The organism is Parviterribacter multiflagellatus, from assembly GCF_056863265.1.
In genome coordinates this window covers 602,704-617,465 of record NZ_JBXPIZ010000001.1, presented here as the reverse complement: position 1 = coordinate 617,465, position 14,762 = coordinate 602,704, and the positions used below count along the sequence as shown (strand labels likewise).

Here is a 14,762-nt window from a genome sequence, read left to right as displayed (position 1 = left end):
GCGAACATGCGTTCGGTCGAAGAGGTGGCGTTGGTCCGCTCGCTCGTCGCCGACGGGCTAAACGACTGCGCGATCGCGCGCCGGACGGGCATCCCGCGCTCGACCGTTCGCGAGTGGCGGCACGGTCGTAACCGCTCGGATCGGCGCATCGCGCGCGTGGAGGGTTGCTGCACCGCCTGCGGCCATCCGGAGCACGACTTCGACACGCTGCCGGAGTGGCAGTACGCGTATCTGCTCGGGCTGTACCTCGGCGACGGGTGCATCTCGACGCACCGGCGCGGCGTCTACACGCTCCGCGTCTCGCTCGACATGAAGTACCCGGGCATCATCGCCGAATGCCAGACCGCCATCTGGTGGGTGACGGGCGGCAAGGTGGCCAGCCTCGTGCCGCAGCAAGGGTGCTTCAACGTGCAGGCGTACTGGAAGTCGTGGCCGTGCTTCTTCCCGCAGCATGGGCCTGGCCGGAAGCACGAGCGCCTCATCGCCCTCACCGACTGGCAGTGGGACATCGTCCGCCGCGAGCCCGGCGCGCTGCTGCGCGGGCTCATCCACTCCGACGGCTGGCGCGGCACGAACCGCGTCACCGTCAAGAGCAAGCAGTACGCGTATCCCCGGTACAACTTCTGCAACGTCTCGGACGACATCCGCCAGATCTTCTGCGACGCGTGCGACCTGCTCGGCGTCGAGTGGCGGCGGATGAACGCGAAGAACATCAGCGTTGCGAAGCGCGCGTCGGTGGCGTTGATGGACGAGTTCGTGGGGCCGAAGCGGTGAGCGCGCTGTCGCTGCGGCGGGCCGGCATCAGCCGGGTGCCCGACGAGGTGTGGGGGCGGAGCGGGTTGCGGTCGCTGTCGCTGGTCGACAACCCGCTGGAGGAGCTGCCGGACGCGGTCGGGCGGCTGCGGGAGCTGCGCGGGCTGTACGTCGCGGGGACGCCGCTGGAGGAGCTGCCCGAGACGATCGGGGAGCTGGCGGAGCTGCACACGCTCGACATCGCGCACAACCGGCTGCGCGACCTGCCGGCGAGCTTCGCGCGGTTGCGCAGGCTCGAGGTGCTCTACCTGGCCGACAACGGGCTCGAGCGCGTTCCGGAGGCGGTGCGCGACATGCGCGCGCTCACGTACCTCGGGCTCAACGACAACCCGCTCACCACGCTCCCCGCGTGGATCGGGGAGCTCGAGCAGCTCACGGAGCTGCGCGCGCAGCGGACGCAGCTCACCGCGCTCCCGGACAGCCTCGGCGACCTCACGCGGCTGCGCGAGCTGTACCTCGAAGGCAACGCGATCACCGCCCTGCCCGAGGCGATCGGCGAGCTGGGCGAGCTGCGCCACCTCGACCTGCGCGACAACGCCCTCACCGCGCTCCCCGACACGCTCGCCGGCTGCACGCGCCTGCGCACCCTCGACCTCCGCGCGAACGAGCTGACCGACCTGCCCGACGAGATCCTGGGAGGGCTCGAAGGGCTGGAGAAGCTCGACCTGCGCTGGAACCCGCTGCGCGGCGGCGGGGAGCAGACCGCGGCGCGGCTGCGCGAAAGGGGGTGCGTGGTCCTGTACTCGCCCTAGGCCAGGACGTACTTCGACGGGTCGAACCGCGCGGTCCGCCGGCGGAAGCGCCAGGTCCAGTCGGGCCACAGGGTCGAGTTGCGGCCGGTGTCGTCGAGGTACCACGACGCGCAGCCCGTGTTCCACACGGTCCCGTCGAGCTGCCGCGACAGCGCCTCGTTGAAGGCGCGCTCCACCTCGGGGCGCACCTCCAGCGTCGAGGCGCCGTTGCGTCGCAGCACGTCCAGCGCCCCGAGCACGTACGCGATCTGCGACTCGATCATGTAGACCATCGACGAGTGCCCCAGCCCCGTGTTCGGGCCGAGGAGGAAGAAGAGGTTCGGGAAGCCCGGGATCGCCGTGCCGAGGTACGCGCGCGGCGAGCCGCCCCACGCCTCGTTCAGCGTCTGCCCCGAGCGGCCGCGGATGAAGTCCGCCGCCGGCATCTCGGTGACCTGGAAGCCGGTGCCGAAGACGATCGCATCGACCTCGCGCTCCACGCCGTCGCGTCCGACCACGCCGCGCGCGGTCACGCGCTCCACCCCGCCCTCGTGCAGCCAGACGTTGTCCTCGGCGAGCGCGGGGTACCAGCGGTTCGACGGCAGGATGCGCTTGCAGCCGATGGTGTAGTTCGGCGTGACCTTCTGGCGCAGCTCGGGATCGCTGATCGCCTTCTCCCGGTGCCGCCGGGCGAGCACCTCGGCCACCTTCATGATGCGCGGGTTCTTCACGAAGCCCAGCACCGCCGTCTCGCGCCCCACGTAGATCCCGCCGCGCACGAGCCGCTGCAGTGCCGGCACGCGCTCGTACAGCCGCCGCTCCACCTCCGTGATCGGCCGGTTGGTGTGCGGGAAGATCCACGGCGGCGTGCGCTGGAAGACGTGCAGCTCCGCCACGTCGGGCTGGATCGAGGGCACGAACTGGATCGACGACGCGCCCGTCCCGATCGCCGCGACGCGCTTGCCGCGCAGGTCGTAGTCGTGGTTCCACCGCGCCGAGTGCCACGTCTCCCCCGCGAACTCGTCGAGGCCCGGCAGGTCGGGGATCTTCGGCTCGGCGAGCGGACCCGCGGCGGCGACGAGCACCTTCGCCCGCACCTCGGAGCCCGAGCCGTCGGCGCCGCGCGTCGACACGACCCACTCGCGCGCATCGTCGTCCCACCGCGCGCCGGTCACCGTCGTGCTCAGCCGCACGTGCGGCCGCACCCCGAACTCCGTGGCGACCCGCTTGAGGTAGGCGCCGATCTCCGGCTGGCGCGAGTACGTCTCCGACCAGCCCGGGTTCGGGGCGAAGGAGAACGAGTAGAGGTGCGAGGGCACGTCGCAGGCGCAGCCGGGGTACGTGTTGAAGTGCCACGTCCCACCGACGTCGTCGCCGCGCTCCAGGACCACGAAGTCGTCCCGGCCCTGCTGCTTGAGCCGGATCGCGGTCCCCAGCCCGGAGAACCCGCTCCCGATGATCGCCACCTCGTAGGACATGTCGCGCAACCTCCCCCGCGGCCTACGCTCGCATGCGCACAAATGCACGCCGACCTCGCGATCCGCCTCCAGCCGCGCGCCAAGCGCGACGAGGTCGTGGGCGAGCGCGCGGGCGCGGTCGTGATCCGCATCACCGCCCCGCCGGTCGACGGCAAGGCGAACGCGGCCCTGTGCGCGTTCGTCGCCAAGCGCGCGGGCGTCCCGAAGACGGACGTCGAGGTCGTGCGCGGCCACACGTCACGCGACAAGGTGGTGCGGGTGCAGGGCATCGACGCGGCAGCACTCAGGGCGAAGCTCGGCGTGGCACCCTGAGCGGATGCCGAAGACCTCCCTCGACGCGCCGGAAGTCCGCGCGCTCCTCGACGCCCCGAACTACGCCACGGTCTCGACCTTCAACACCGACGGCTCGATCCTCACCGCCGTCATCTGGGTCGGCGTCGAGAACGGCAACCTCCTGCTCAACAGTGCGAAGGGCCGCAAGTGGCCGCGCAACCTGGATCGCGACCCGCGCACGACGGTCGCGGTCATCAACGGCGACAACCCGTACGAGTACGTCGAGATCCGCGGCAAGGTCGTCAAGACGACCGACGAGGGCGCAGGCGATCTCATCGACGCGCTCTCCCGCAAGTACACGGGCGAGGACTACAAGGCGCGCACCGACGACCGCATCACGTACGTGATCGAGCCGGAGCTCGTGCGGCACCGCCCGGCGCACTAGGCGCGGGAGGCCGGCGCCCTAGCCGTTCTGCGACGAGAGCGTGCCGTAGACGTGGCAGAGGAGATCGGTGAGGAGCTCGTCGCGCTCGTCCTGGGACGACTCGACGATCTCCTCGATCGCCTCGATCACGGTCTTGGCGTCAGGAGTTGTGTTCTTCGGGTCCACGCCCCGGATGTCGGTCGTCCGGGGCGGCCCTTGAGCGGCTAGGGGCGGAACCCGGTCAAGGCGTCCAGAAGTGGGCGCGGGCCCGCCATGACGCCCCACGGAAGGCCGTCCGCCGGCTCCAGCTCGCGGGTCTCCAGGCCGGCGCGCTCCGCGATCAGCCGGCCCGCCGCGACGTCCCACAGCTGCACGTTGCGCTCGTAGTACGCGTCGTACCGGCCGGCGGCCAGCCAGACGAGGTCGAGCGCCGCGCTGCCCATCCGGCGCACGTCGCGCGCCCGCGGGATGATCTGCGCGACGACCTCCGCCTGCCGCGCCCGCAGCGCCGCGTCGTACGCGAAGCCGGTGGCGATGAGGGCGTGGTCGAGCGTCCGCGGCTCGGCCGGCGCGCGCAGCTCGTCGCCGTTCAGCAGCGCCGGCCCGCCGTGCGTCGCGGTGAACAGCTCCTCGCGCATCGGGTCGTAGACCGCCGCGGCGAGCGTCCCGCGCTCGTCCTCGCACGCGATCGACACGCACCACTGCGGGATGCGGAAGAGGAAGTTGATCGTGCCGTCGAGGGGGTCGACGATCCACCGCACGCGCCCCGGCTCGAGCACCTGATCGCCCCCGCCCTCCTCGGCGAGCAGCGCGTCGTCGGGGCGGCGCTCGGCCAGCAGCGCGCGGATCGCCTCCTCGGCGGCGAGGTCGGCGGCGGACGCGAGGTCGGTCGCACTGGACTTGGCGTGGATCTCCGACTCGGCGCCCGCGAGGAACCGCTCGCGCAGCAGCTCCCCCGCCAGGCGCGCGGCGTCGACCGCGACGGGAAGCAGCTCGGCCGGGGCGCTCACGCTGCGACCTCCGGCGTGCGCTCCGCCCAGGGCCGCTCGCGCTCGAGCTGGCCGAGCAGCGACAGGAGCAGGTCCTCGCGGTGCGGCGCCGCGGCGACCTGCGCGCTCAGCGGGACGCCGCCGGCCGTGACGCCCGCCGGGAACGTCGCCGCCGGGTGGCCGGTGTGGTTCCAGACCGGCGAGAACGGCATGAACCGCGTGACGCCGAGCAGCGTCCGCAGCGCGCCCGCGCTCGTCCACGTCCCGACGGCCGGCGGCAGGGTCGCCAGCCCGGGCTGCAGGACGACGTCGACGTCGTCGAAGATCGCGCCGACCCGCGCGGCGTCCGCCGCCTGCCGCCCGCGCGCCCACGCCAGGCCGCGCTCCCCCACGAGCCGGCCGAGCGCCGCGACCTGCCTCGTGCGCGGCTCCAGCCGCTCGGGATGCGCGAGCGCGTCGACGTCCTGCATCGCGCCCGTCAGGAACCGCGCGCTGAACCCGGCGCTGGCCAGCGGGCCGTAGTCGGGGTCGCGGTCGATGACCTCGTGGCCGAGGGAGCGGAGCAGCGCCGCGACGTCCTCGACCGCCGCGCGGACCTCGGGGTCGACCTTCGCGACCACGCCCGGCGGGACCTTGTACGAGAGCGCCACGCGCAGCCGCCCGGGCTCGCGCGTGGCCGCGTCCGCCCACCGCTCGCCGACGACCGCGTCATACATCAGCGCGCTGTCGAGCGTCGTGCGCGCGAGGAAGCCCAGCGTCGACAGCCCGTTCCACGGGTCGACCTTCGGCGCGTAGGAGATCCGGTCGTGCGCCGGCTTGAGGCCGACGAGCCCGCAGCACGCGGCGGGGATGCGGATCGAGCCGCCGCCGTCCGACGCCGTGGCGGCCGGGACGAGGCCCGCCGCGACCGCCGCCGCCGAGCCGCCACTCGACCCGCCCGGCGTGCGCTGCACGTCCCACGGGTTGCGGGTGAAGCCGTTGGTCGGGGTCTCGGTGAACGGCCACAGCGTCAGCTCGGGGACGTTCGTGATGCCGACGACGACCGCGCCCGCGCTGCGCAGGCGGCGGACGATCTCGGAGTCGGCCGTGGCGGGCGTGGCCGCGTGGGCGTTGGAGCCGACGGTGAGCGGCGTGCCGGCGACGTACACGTCGTCCTTGACCGCGATCGGGAGACCCAGCAGCGGGCGGTCGTCCCCGGCGCGCAGGCGGGCGCCGGCCTGGTCGGCCTCCACGAGCGCGCGCTCGGCGAGCACGGTGCGGAAGGCGTTCAGCTGCGGGTCGAGCCGCTCGATGCGGCGCAGCGCGAGCTCGGTGAGCTCGCGCGGGGAGACGTCGCCGGCGCGCAGCAGCTCGAGGCTGCGCGCGACGCCGGCGAAGGCCAGCTCGTCAGGGGCGTCGGGCACGGCCTGCAGGCTATTGCCTGCGCCAATCCGCAAGGCTGGGGCGCGATGACGGAACCGGACTCGCCTCGTCCCGCGTGCTCGGACGCGGAGCGGCGTGCGTCGCGCACGGTCGCGCGGGAGCTGCGGCGGCGCCACCGGCGCACGCGGATCGACGCCGTGTGGGTGCGGCCGCAGTGGCCGTGGGTGTGGCTCGTCGTCGCGCTGGTGGCGGTCGGTGGGAGCGTTGCGGCGACCGCGGCGCCGGAGGTCGCGCTGGCCGTGCTCGGCGTGGTCGCTGCGGCCGCGCTGGTGGAGCTGGGGAGCGGCCTCCCCGCGGTCTCGTGGCCGTGGCCGCGGCGGGCGACGCAGAACGTGTGGAGCCCGGCACCCGGCCTGGAGCCGGCCGACCGCGGTGCGCCGCCGGCCGCCGACGGTCGCGTGCGCGTCGTCCTCGCGGTCGCGGCCGACACGCCCCGCGCGACCCCGGCCGGGCTGCTCTTCCGGCTCGGCGCGGGGACGCCGGGCGTGGTCGCCTCGTCGCTCGTCGTGCTCACGGCGTGCGCGGGCGCGCGTGTGGGTGGTGTGGAGGCGACGTGGCTCGGCGCCGTGCAGCTCCTCCCCACCGTCGCGTGCCTGCTTGCCGCCGCGTCGCTGCTGGAGCTGGCGCTGGCCAAGCCCGACCCCGGCGCGCCCTCCGCCGTCGCGGCCGCGCTCGACGCGCTCGCCCAGCTCGACGCGCGGCCGCCGCGTCGGGTGGACGTGGACCTCCTGCTCGTGGGCGCGGCGGACGCGCGGGCGGTGGCACTGCCGCGGGTTGCCCGCGGGGCCGCGCTGGTGTGGCTGGAGCCGGGCGGGCCGGACGAGGACGGCGCGGCGGAGGCGCTCGCGTGGCCCCGGGCGGGTGTGCGGCGCGCCCACCCCGACCTCGTCGCCGCCGCCGAGGAGGCCGGCTACGCGCCGGCGTCCGGGCCTGCGCCCCTGGCCGCGGCGCGCACCCGCGGCGCCGTGATCGCCGTGAGCGGCGGCGATCCCGCGGCGCTGGTCCGCGGGCTCGACCGGCGCGTCTGACGTCTCGGTACGCCTTCGTTCCAGATAACGTCGCGGAACCCGTGCAGAGTGGCTCTGGACGGGCGTACGAGATCCCTCAACCTCCTAGGGTCGCGCCCCGATCAGTGACTGGGGTGGGGCTCCTCAAGCGCAAGAAGAAGGCGGCGGCGAAGAAGAAGCCCGCGGCCAAGAAGACGTGCAAGGTCGTCCGCGACAAGAAGACGCGGAAGAAGAAGCGCGTCTGCACGCCCGCGAAGGCCAAGCGGAAGACGACCGCGGCGAAGAAGCCCGCGTCGAAGCTCCCCAAGCCGTCCGCCGCGGCGCCGCCCGCGGCGAAGTTCGCACCGGCCCCCGCCGTGGCCGCGCCCGCCCCAGCCCCACCGGCAGCGCCCGCCGCACCCAGCGCCCCGCAGGAGGAGCCGCGCCAGCCGCTCCCCGCCCCGCCGACGCCCGTGCACGGCACGCTGTCGGCCCGCGACGCCGAGCGGCTGCTCACCCGGGCAGGGTTCGGCCCGCGCCCGGGCCAGGTCGAGGCGCTCACCGGCGTCGACGCGCGCACCGCGGTGGCGGCGCTCACGCGGGTCTCGGGCCCCGCCCCGCTCACCGGCGCCGAGCCGCGCGACCAGAAGGGCAACCCGATCGACCGCAACAACGTCTGGGGCCACGACCACCTGTGGTGGCTGGACCGGATGGCCCGCTCCGAGCACCCGCTCGTCGAGCGCATGACGCTGGTGTGGCACGACTGGTTCGCGACCTCCAACAGCGACGTCGGCAACCAGCGGCTCATGATCGGGCAGAACGAAACGCTCCGTTCTGCCGCTCTCGGGAACTTCCAGGACCTGACGCTGAAGCTCACGACCGACCCGGCGATGCTGATCTTCCTCAACGGCATCGACAACGTGAAGGGGCGGCCGAACGAGAACTACGCCCGCGAGCTGATGGAGCTCTTCACGCTCGGCGCCGACCGCGGGGCGTACACGGAGGACGACGTCCGCGAGCTGGCCCGCGCGCTGACCGGCTGGCGCGCCGACTGGGTCGACGGCACCGGCTTCAAGAACTTCCGCTTCGACCCCAAGCGCCAGGACACCGGCGTCAAGAGCCTCTGGGCCGGCACGCCGCACGCGCGCAGCGGCAACTTCGGCTGGGAGGACGCGGTCAAGCTCTGCCTGAACCACCCGTTCCACCGCTCGTTCTTCGTCCGCAAGCTGTGGTCGTACTTCATCCCGACCGACCCCAGCCCGGAGACGCAGGCCGCGCTCGAGGGCCTCTACTGGAACACGGGCTTCGAGATCCGCCCCGTCGTGGAGGCGATCCTCCTGCACCCCGACTTCTACGCCGCCGGCGCGCCGATGGTGCAGCCGCCGGTCGTGTGGACGGCGTCGCTCCTGCGCGCCCGCGGCCGCACGATCGAGACCGACGCGTGGGCGTGGCGCGGCCAGCAGTGCGGCCAGCAGCTCTTCTACCCGCCGAACGTCAGCGGGTGGAACGACCAGGGCTGGCTCGACACCGCCACGATCAAGGGCCGCTGGGGCATCGCGTACGAGGTTCTCAACCCGCAGTACGTCAACCCGTCGCAGCCGTACTCGAAGACCGAGACGCCGGAGGAGGCGCTGACCGCGGCCCTTCAGTTCTGGGGCAACCCGACGATCTCCGAGGAGACGCGGGCCGAGCTCGCCCGCTACGCCGCCGCCGCGGTCCCCGCCGTGGTGCCGGAGTGGCAGAAGAGCCAGATCCGCGCCGAGCGCCAGAACGGCCTGCGCCACCTCATCGCCACCTGCCCCGACGCGTACCTCTCGTGAGCCACGACCACCGTCACTGCGCCGACTACGCCCGTGCCAACGGCGGCCTGCCCGCCATCGAGCCGGGCATGCCGATCCCCGCCGGCACCGGCCTGTCGCGCCGCTCGTTCCTGCTCAAGTCCGCCGGCCTCGCGCTGAGCGTCTACGGCGCCGGCCGCGTGCTGCCGGGCGCGTTCGAGGAGTCGATCGCGATGGCCGCCAGCGGCCAGCCGGACACGGTGCTCGTCTCGATCTTCCTCAGCGGCGGCGCCGACGCGCTGTCGATCCTCGCCCCGCACGAGGATCCCAAGTACCTGCAGCTGCGTCCGACGCTGCGGGTCACCTCGGGGACCCCGTTCTCCGAGGACTCGCGCCTGCTGTGGGCGCCCGCCGCCCAGGGTCTCGCCGACCTCCACGCCGCGGGCAAGGTCACGGTCATGCCGGCGGTCGGGTACGCGAGCCCGAACCAGTCCCACTTCACGTCGCGCCACTTCTGGGAGACCGGCGGCCTGGACGCCAACGCGCGGACCGGCTGGCTCGGCCGCTGGCTGGACGTCGTCGGCGACCCCAACAACGCCATCCAGGGGCTGTCGCTCGACGCCGCGCTCTCCCCGGCGCTGGCCACGTCGCGCGTCGCGGTCGCGGCCACGTCGTCGCCGACCGACTACCGCTTCGACTCGCCCGGCGTGTGGAGCGCGCACGCGAAGTCCGCGCTGCTCGAGTCGTTCGGGAAGCTCGGGACGCTGCCGTCCGCCGACCCCATCACCGGCCAGGCGCGCCAGGCGCAGTCGAACGCCGCGATCCTGCGCTCGCAGCTGTCGTCCCTGACCGCCGACGGGCTCGGCACGGGCTACCCCGCGAACAACGGCGTCGCGACGCGCCTGCGCGGGCTCGCGCAGATGCTCGCCGCCGGCCTGCCGATCCGCGCGGTGACACTCAACGGCCAGGGCGGCTACGACACGCACTCCGACCAGGCGCGCGCGCTCAACACGAACCTCGCCGCGACGGTCGCCGCGATCGTCGCGTTCCAGAACGACATCGAGGCGCGCGGGATCGCCGACCGGGTGCTCGTGCACCTGTGGTCGGAGTTCGGGCGCCGGCCCCAGGAGAACGGCTCGGCGGGCACCGACCACGGCGCCGCCGGCACGGCCTTCCTGATCGGGACGCGCGCGAGCGGGAAGATGGTCGGCGAGTTCCCCGGCCTGACGACGCTCGACAAGCAGGGCAACCTGCTCGCCACCTCCGACTTCCGCGGCGTCTACGCGTCGCTGATCGAGGGCTTCCTCGGCGGTGCCGCGGCGGCCGACGTGCTCCCCGACGCCGCGAAGGTCGCGCGCTACGCGGTGGTGAAGGCGTGATGCGCCGCGTCCTCGCGCTCCTCGCCGCGGTCGCGCTGCTCCTTGCGGCGGCCGCACCCGTCACGTCCGCGCACGCCGCGGGCTCCGCGAAGTCTCCGCAGAACAAGCGCAGCTGCGTGACGAAGGTCGTCAAGAAGAAGACCAAGCACCGCAAAGCCGTGAAGAAGCGCGTCTGTCGCGTGACGAAGTCGAAGAAGAAGACGACGTCCTCGAAGCCGCGCACCTCCGCGCCCGCGACGACCGCGCCCGCCAACGTGCCGCGGCCCTGGTTCCCCACCCCCGCGCCCGCCGCCGGCACGCCCGCCGCTCCCGCCGCCGGGACGCCCACCACGCCCTCCACCCCCACCGCCGAGCCGCCCGCCACGCCCGTGTGCGAGGACGACTCGATGTGGCTCGGCGCGTTCGCCCGCGAGGACACGACGCTCGGCTTCCGGCTCGACCTCTCCCGCGAGTGCATCCGCGCGGGCCGCGTGATCGTCCGCTACCTCAACACCGACCAGGCGCACCACAACCTCTACGCCCGCGGCCTCGCCCCCGCCGCGCCCGCGCGCGAGGTCGTCGACCTCGTCGCGCCGAAGGCGATCGACACCGGCGACACGCCCGGGCAGGAGGACGGCACGGTCGACCTCACCGCGGGCCGGTGGCAGCTCTACTGCGCGATCCCGGGTCACGAGGTCATGACCCGGGACCTCACGGTCACGCCGGCGTCCTGAACGCGCCCTCCGCCGCGAGCGCCACGAACGGGTCCAGCGCGCGCGGGTTGGCGAGCGAGTCGCGCGACGCCGCCTTCTCCACCGGCACGCCGGACAGGATGCGCTTGACCGGCACCTCGAGCACCTTGCCGGACAGCGTCCGCGGCACCTCGGCGATCTGCCGCACCTCGTTGGGCACGTGGCGCGGCGAGCAGTCCTCGCGGATCCGCCGCGCGATCGCGCGCTCCAGCGCCTCGTCCAGCCGCGCGCCCTCCCGCAGCACCACGAACAGCGGCATGTAATCGCCCAGGTCGACGACGAGCGCGTCGGTGATCTCGTCCAGCGCGAGCACCGCACGGTAAATCTCCGCGGTGCCCATCCGGACGCCGCCGCGGTTGATCGTGGAGTCGCTGCGGCCGCTGATGACGGCGGTCCCGCGCGGGGTGATCTCGACCCAGTCGCCGTGCCGCCAGACGCCCGGGTAGTGGTCGAAGTACGCCTCTCGCAGCTTCGTCCCGTCCTCGTCGCCCCAGAAGAAGATGGGCATGCTCGGCAGCGGCTCGGTCAGCACGAGCTCGCCGACCTCGCCGACGACCGGGTGCCCCGCCTCGTCCCACGCCTCGACCTTGCAGCCGAGCGCGCGGGCCTGAAGTTCCCCTTCGTAGACGGGGAGCGTCGGGACGCCGCCGACGAACGCGGTGCAGACGTCGGTGCCGCCGCTGGTGCTGAACAGCCAGGTGTCGGCGCCGACGTGGTCGTAGATCCAGCGGAAGCCCTCTGGCGCCAGCGGCGAGCCGGTCGAGCCGACCGCGCGCAGCCGCGACAGGTCCCGCCCGCCGCCCTGCGGCTCGACGCCCTGCTTCATGCACGCCGCGATGTAGGCCGCGCTGGTGCCGAACGTCGTGATGCCGACCTCGGCCGCGTACTCCCACAGCACCTCGCCCGCGGGGTTGCCGTCGTAGAGCACGATCGTCGCGTCGGTGAGCAGCACGCCGGCGAGGAAGTTCCACATCATCCAGCCGGTCGTGGTGAACCAGAAGACGCGGTCGCCCTGGCGGGCGTCGAGGTGGAGGTGGAGCTTCTTGAGGTGCTCGAGCAGCATCCCGCCGTGGCCGTGGACGATCGCCTTCGGCAGGCCGGTCGTGCCGGAGCTGTAGAGCACCCACAGCGGGTGGTCGAACGGGACGTCCTCGACCTGCAGCGGCTCGCGCTCGCGCAGGAGGTCCTCCCACGCGATCGTGCCGTCGAGCTCGCCGCTGCCGAGGTACGGGACGAGGACCGTGTGCTCCAGCGTCTGCATCTCCGCGCGCAGCCCGGCGACGGTCTCGCGCCGGTCGAAGTCCTTGCCGCCGTAGCGGTAGCCGTCGACGGCGATGAGCACCTTCGGTTCGATCTGCGCGAACCGGTCGACGACGCTGCGCGGCCCGAAGTCCGGCGAGCACGACGACCACACCGCGCCGAGCGACGCGGTGGCCAGGAACGCGACGATCGCCTCGGGGATGTTCGGCAGGTAGGCGACGACGCGGTCGCCTGGCTCGACGCCGAGCCTGCGCAGCCCGGTCGCGCACGCCTCCACGCCGCGCCGCAGGTGGTCCCAGGTGATCTCGTGCGTCTCGGTGCGGACCTCGCTGCGGTGGACGATCGCGACCCGATCGCCGGGCTTGTCACGCGTGAGCAGGTGGCCCGCGTAGTTGACGCGCGCCCCCGGGAACCACTGCGCGCCGGGCATGCTCCGGTCCGCCAGCACCCTGTCGTAGCCGCCTTCGACGCCGAAGTGCTCCCAGATCGACGCCCAGAACTCGTCGAGGTGGTCGACCGACCACCGCCACAGCTCGTCGTACGTCGCGTCGCCCTTGCCGATCGCGCGCATGAACGCCGTGAGGTTCGACCCCTCGACCAGCGACGCGGGCGGCTCCCACAGCAGGTCTCCTCGCATTGCCGCGGACGCTAGCGGAGGCGCGGCGCGTCGGGGCTGCAGCTTCCGGGGTTCCCCCGATGTGCTCCCGGCGCGCGGCGGCGAAGGTGGCGGCCATGCCCCGCTCCACCCGGATGCTCCATGCCGCCGCCGCCTTCACGATCCTCCTGCCCGCCACGTCGGCGCACGCCGCCGGGTGGACGACCGCCGTGCCCCTGCCCGGGCCGGCGGCGACGGGTGCCGGGGCGCCGCAGGTCGCGGCCGCGCCGGCGGGTGCGGTGACGGTGGCGTGGCGCTCGGGCGGGGTCGTCCACGTGAGCGACCGCGCGGCCGACGGCACCTTCGCGCCCGCGCAGGCGGTGTCCGCCAGCGGCGCGCAGAGCGATCCCGTGCTCGCCGTCGGGGCCGGCGGCCGCGCGGTCGTCACGTGGGTGCGCGGCGGGGTGCTCGAGGCGTCGGTGCGTTCCGCGGCGGGCGCCGCGTTCGACACGCCGGCGCCCATCTCCGGGGCCGATCCGGGCGATGTGAGCGCCACCGTCGGGGCGGACGGGCGCGTGGCCGTGGCGTGGGTGCGGGGATCGATCGTGCAGGTGGCGGAGCGGACCGCCGCGCAGGCGACGTGGCCGGCCGGCGTGCAGACCTTCACCGAGAACGAGCCGGGCTTCACCGCGATCGCCGCGTCGCCCGACGGCCGCCTGACGCTGGTGTGGAGCGCCAAGAACGGGATCGACCCGCGCCAGCGCTCGGCCTCCAAGCCCGCCGGCGGCGCGTGGTCGGTGGCGTCGTGGGGCGCCCCGGTCGCGCTCGACAGCATGGGCCCGGTGCCGGTCTTCGCGGCCGCCGACGACACCGGCGCGGTCACAGCGCTGTGGACGGCGCGGACCGCGTGGGACGACACGGGGAGCTCGACCGGCCACCCGCTCGTCACGGCCGGCCGCAGCGTCGACGGGAGCGGGTTCGGCGAGGTCGGCGTGAGCGCCGGGCCGACGTCGGTGACCGGCGGCAGCGTGCCGGTGCCGTCGCTGAGCGTGGCGGGGAGCGGCGACGCGGCGGCGATCTGGACGCGGCCGTCGCTGGAGGACGACGCGCGCGCGGTGCCCGAGATCGCGGTGCGCGCCGGCAGCGGTGGGAGCTGGGGCGCGCCGCACGCGCTCGAGACCGCGCCGCTCGCCGATCGGTACGCGCGTCCCGATGTCGCGCTCGACCCGGCCGGCCGTCCGGTCGCGGTGTGGCAGCGCGCCGACGGGACGATCGCGGGCGACCGCTCGGCCGGTGGCTGGGCGGGGCCGAAGGCGATCTCGGCGACGGGCGCCGACGCGCCGCAGGTCGCGGTCGACGCGGCGGGGAACGGCGTGGCGGTCTGGCGGCGCGGGGGCGCGCTGGAGAGCGCGACGTACGACATCCGCCCCGGCCAGCCGGAGGAGCCGGACGGCCCGCAGGACCCCGGCACGCCCGGGACGCCGGCGCCCGGTACGCCGGCTCCGAGCACGCCGACGCCCACGACGCCCCGCAGCGACGACGGCGGCGGCCGGCCCGCGCCGACGCTCCGCTTCACGCGCCTCGCGCTCACCCCGAAGACCCCGCGCGCGAACCAGGCCGCCCGGCTGACGTTCACCACCAGCGCGACCGCGCGCGTCACGATCCGCGTGCAGCGCCGCACGGGCCGCAGGTGGAAGACGACCCGCACCCTCGTCCGCCGCGTCACTGGCCGCGTCGCGGTCACGCTCCCCCGCACCGCCCTGCGCACGCGCGGCAGCTACCGCGTCACGCTCGCCGCCGGCACCGCGACGGCCACCAAGACGTTCACGATCCGCTGATGCGCGACCGGCACGGCGCGCACCTCGTCGAACCGGCCTTCGTCCGGGACGTCTGACCGGGTAGG

General features: G+C 74.2%; 14 protein-coding genes. 9 read left to right on the top strand and 5 right to left on the bottom strand.

Features of this window, described 5'->3' with window-relative positions; all coding sequences use genetic code 11:
* The first annotated feature begins 6 nt into the window (after nucleotides 1-6).
* Both AC1UE5_RS02740 and AC1UE5_RS02735 read left to right on the top strand, forming a co-directional pair.
* A complete protein-coding gene (locus AC1UE5_RS02740; RefSeq protein ID WP_482920530.1) occupies nucleotides 7-774 on the top strand; it encodes a helix-turn-helix domain-containing protein in 768 nt (255 codons plus the stop codon).
* Complete coding sequence (locus tag AC1UE5_RS02735; RefSeq protein WP_482920529.1) at nucleotides 771-1,565, top strand: leucine-rich repeat domain-containing protein; 795 nt, start codon at nucleotides 771-773, stop codon at nucleotides 1,563-1,565. Before AC1UE5_RS02740 ends, AC1UE5_RS02735 begins: the two co-directional genes overlap by 4 nt.
* Here the strand turns inward: AC1UE5_RS02735 and AC1UE5_RS02730 are convergent.
* On the bottom strand, nucleotides 1,562-3,022 hold the full coding sequence (locus AC1UE5_RS02730) for a flavin-containing monooxygenase (protein WP_482920528.1): 1,461 nt from the start codon (nucleotides 3,020-3,022) through the stop codon (nucleotides 1,562-1,564). The genes AC1UE5_RS02735 and AC1UE5_RS02730 overlap by 4 nt on opposite strands.
* A gap of 42 nt (nucleotides 3,023-3,064) precedes the next feature.
* Between AC1UE5_RS02730 and AC1UE5_RS02725 the strand changes: the two genes are divergently transcribed.
* Both AC1UE5_RS02725 and AC1UE5_RS02720 read left to right on the top strand, forming a co-directional pair.
* Nucleotides 3,065-3,334 (top strand): DUF167 domain-containing protein, encoded by a 270-nt coding sequence (locus AC1UE5_RS02725; RefSeq protein WP_482920527.1) that lies wholly within the window; start codon nucleotides 3,065-3,067, stop codon nucleotides 3,332-3,334.
* 4 nt (nucleotides 3,335-3,338) lie between these two features.
* A complete protein-coding gene (locus AC1UE5_RS02720) occupies nucleotides 3,339-3,740 on the top strand; it encodes a TIGR03618 family F420-dependent PPOX class oxidoreductase (RefSeq protein WP_482920526.1) in 402 nt (133 codons plus the stop codon).
* A gap of 18 nt (nucleotides 3,741-3,758) precedes the next feature.
* Here the strand turns inward: AC1UE5_RS02720 and AC1UE5_RS02715 are convergent, their stop codons facing one another.
* Genes AC1UE5_RS02715 through AC1UE5_RS02705 form a run of 3 tightly spaced genes read right to left on the bottom strand, consistent with a single transcriptional unit; the run spans nucleotide 3,759 to nucleotide 6,111 of the window.
* A complete protein-coding gene (locus tag AC1UE5_RS02715) occupies nucleotides 3,759-3,905 on the bottom strand; it encodes a hypothetical protein (RefSeq protein WP_482920525.1) in 147 nt (48 codons plus the stop codon).
* 38 nt (nucleotides 3,906-3,943) lie between these two features.
* Entirely contained in the window at nucleotides 3,944-4,729 is a 786-nt protein-coding gene (locus AC1UE5_RS02710; protein WP_482920524.1) for an inositol monophosphatase family protein, read from the bottom strand.
* Nucleotides 4,726-6,111, bottom strand: a complete 1,386-nt coding sequence (locus tag AC1UE5_RS02705; RefSeq protein ID WP_482920523.1) for an amidase — start codon at nucleotides 6,109-6,111, stop codon at nucleotides 4,726-4,728. The genes AC1UE5_RS02710 and AC1UE5_RS02705 overlap by 4 nt, the downstream gene beginning before the upstream one ends.
* A gap of 45 nt (nucleotides 6,112-6,156) precedes the next feature.
* Here AC1UE5_RS02705 and AC1UE5_RS02700 point away from each other — a divergent pair, with 45 nt between their 5' ends.
* From AC1UE5_RS02700 to AC1UE5_RS02685, 4 genes are all read left to right on the top strand, one after another.
* Entirely contained in the window at nucleotides 6,157-7,158 is a 1,002-nt protein-coding gene (locus AC1UE5_RS02700) for a hypothetical protein (protein ID WP_482920522.1), read from the top strand.
* Nucleotides 7,159-7,271: 113 nt separating this feature from the next.
* Nucleotides 7,272-8,936 (top strand): DUF1800 domain-containing protein, encoded by a 1,665-nt coding sequence (locus AC1UE5_RS02695; protein WP_482920521.1) that lies wholly within the window; start codon nucleotides 7,272-7,274, stop codon nucleotides 8,934-8,936.
* On the top strand, nucleotides 8,933-10,273 hold the full coding sequence (locus AC1UE5_RS02690) for a DUF1501 domain-containing protein (protein WP_482920520.1): 1,341 nt from the start codon (nucleotides 8,933-8,935) through the stop codon (nucleotides 10,271-10,273). Before AC1UE5_RS02695 ends, AC1UE5_RS02690 begins: the two co-directional genes overlap by 4 nt.
* Nucleotides 10,273-10,986, top strand: coding sequence for a hypothetical protein (locus AC1UE5_RS02685; RefSeq protein WP_482920519.1), 714 nt, complete (start codon nucleotides 10,273-10,275; stop codon nucleotides 10,984-10,986). Before AC1UE5_RS02690 ends, AC1UE5_RS02685 begins: the two co-directional genes overlap by 1 nt.
* Here AC1UE5_RS02685 and AC1UE5_RS02680 read toward each other — a convergent pair.
* On the bottom strand, nucleotides 10,970-12,901 hold the full coding sequence (locus tag AC1UE5_RS02680) for an acetoacetate--CoA ligase (protein WP_482920518.1): 1,932 nt from the start codon (nucleotides 12,899-12,901) through the stop codon (nucleotides 10,970-10,972). The two genes, AC1UE5_RS02685 and AC1UE5_RS02680, sit on opposite strands and share 17 nt — an antisense overlap.
* A 95-nt stretch (nucleotides 12,902-12,996) precedes the next feature.
* Here AC1UE5_RS02680 and AC1UE5_RS02675 point away from each other — a divergent pair, with 95 nt between their 5' ends.
* Nucleotides 12,997-14,697 (top strand): DNA polymerase III subunit gamma/tau domain-containing protein, encoded by a 1,701-nt coding sequence (locus tag AC1UE5_RS02675; protein WP_482920517.1) that lies wholly within the window; start codon nucleotides 12,997-12,999, stop codon nucleotides 14,695-14,697.
* Nucleotides 14,698-14,762: the final 65 nt, after the last annotated feature.

What these genes read in the sequence shown, in the direction of transcription:
- AC1UE5_RS02740 (WP_482920530.1), top strand. Translation starts at nt 7, where the DNA reads ATGCGTTCGGTCGAAGAGGTGGCGTTGGTCCGCTCGCTCGTCGCCGAC.
- AC1UE5_RS02730 (WP_482920528.1), bottom strand. Translation starts at nt 3,022, where the DNA reads ATGTCCTACGAGGTGGCGATCATCGGGAGCGGGTTCTCCGGGCTGGGG.
- AC1UE5_RS02725 (WP_482920527.1), top strand. Translation starts at nt 3,065, where the DNA reads ATGCACGCCGACCTCGCGATCCGCCTCCAGCCGCGCGCCAAGCGCGAC.
- AC1UE5_RS02720 (WP_482920526.1), top strand. Translation starts at nt 3,339, where the DNA reads ATGCCGAAGACCTCCCTCGACGCGCCGGAAGTCCGCGCGCTCCTCGAC.
- AC1UE5_RS02700 (WP_482920522.1), top strand. Translation starts at nt 6,157, where the DNA reads ATGACGGAACCGGACTCGCCTCGTCCCGCGTGCTCGGACGCGGAGCGG.
- AC1UE5_RS02685 (WP_482920519.1), top strand. Translation starts at nt 10,273, where the DNA reads ATGCGCCGCGTCCTCGCGCTCCTCGCCGCGGTCGCGCTGCTCCTTGCG.
- AC1UE5_RS02680 (WP_482920518.1), bottom strand. Translation starts at nt 12,901, where the DNA reads ATGCGAGGAGACCTGCTGTGGGAGCCGCCCGCGTCGCTGGTCGAGGGG.
- AC1UE5_RS02675 (WP_482920517.1), top strand. Translation starts at nt 12,997, where the DNA reads ATGCCCCGCTCCACCCGGATGCTCCATGCCGCCGCCGCCTTCACGATC.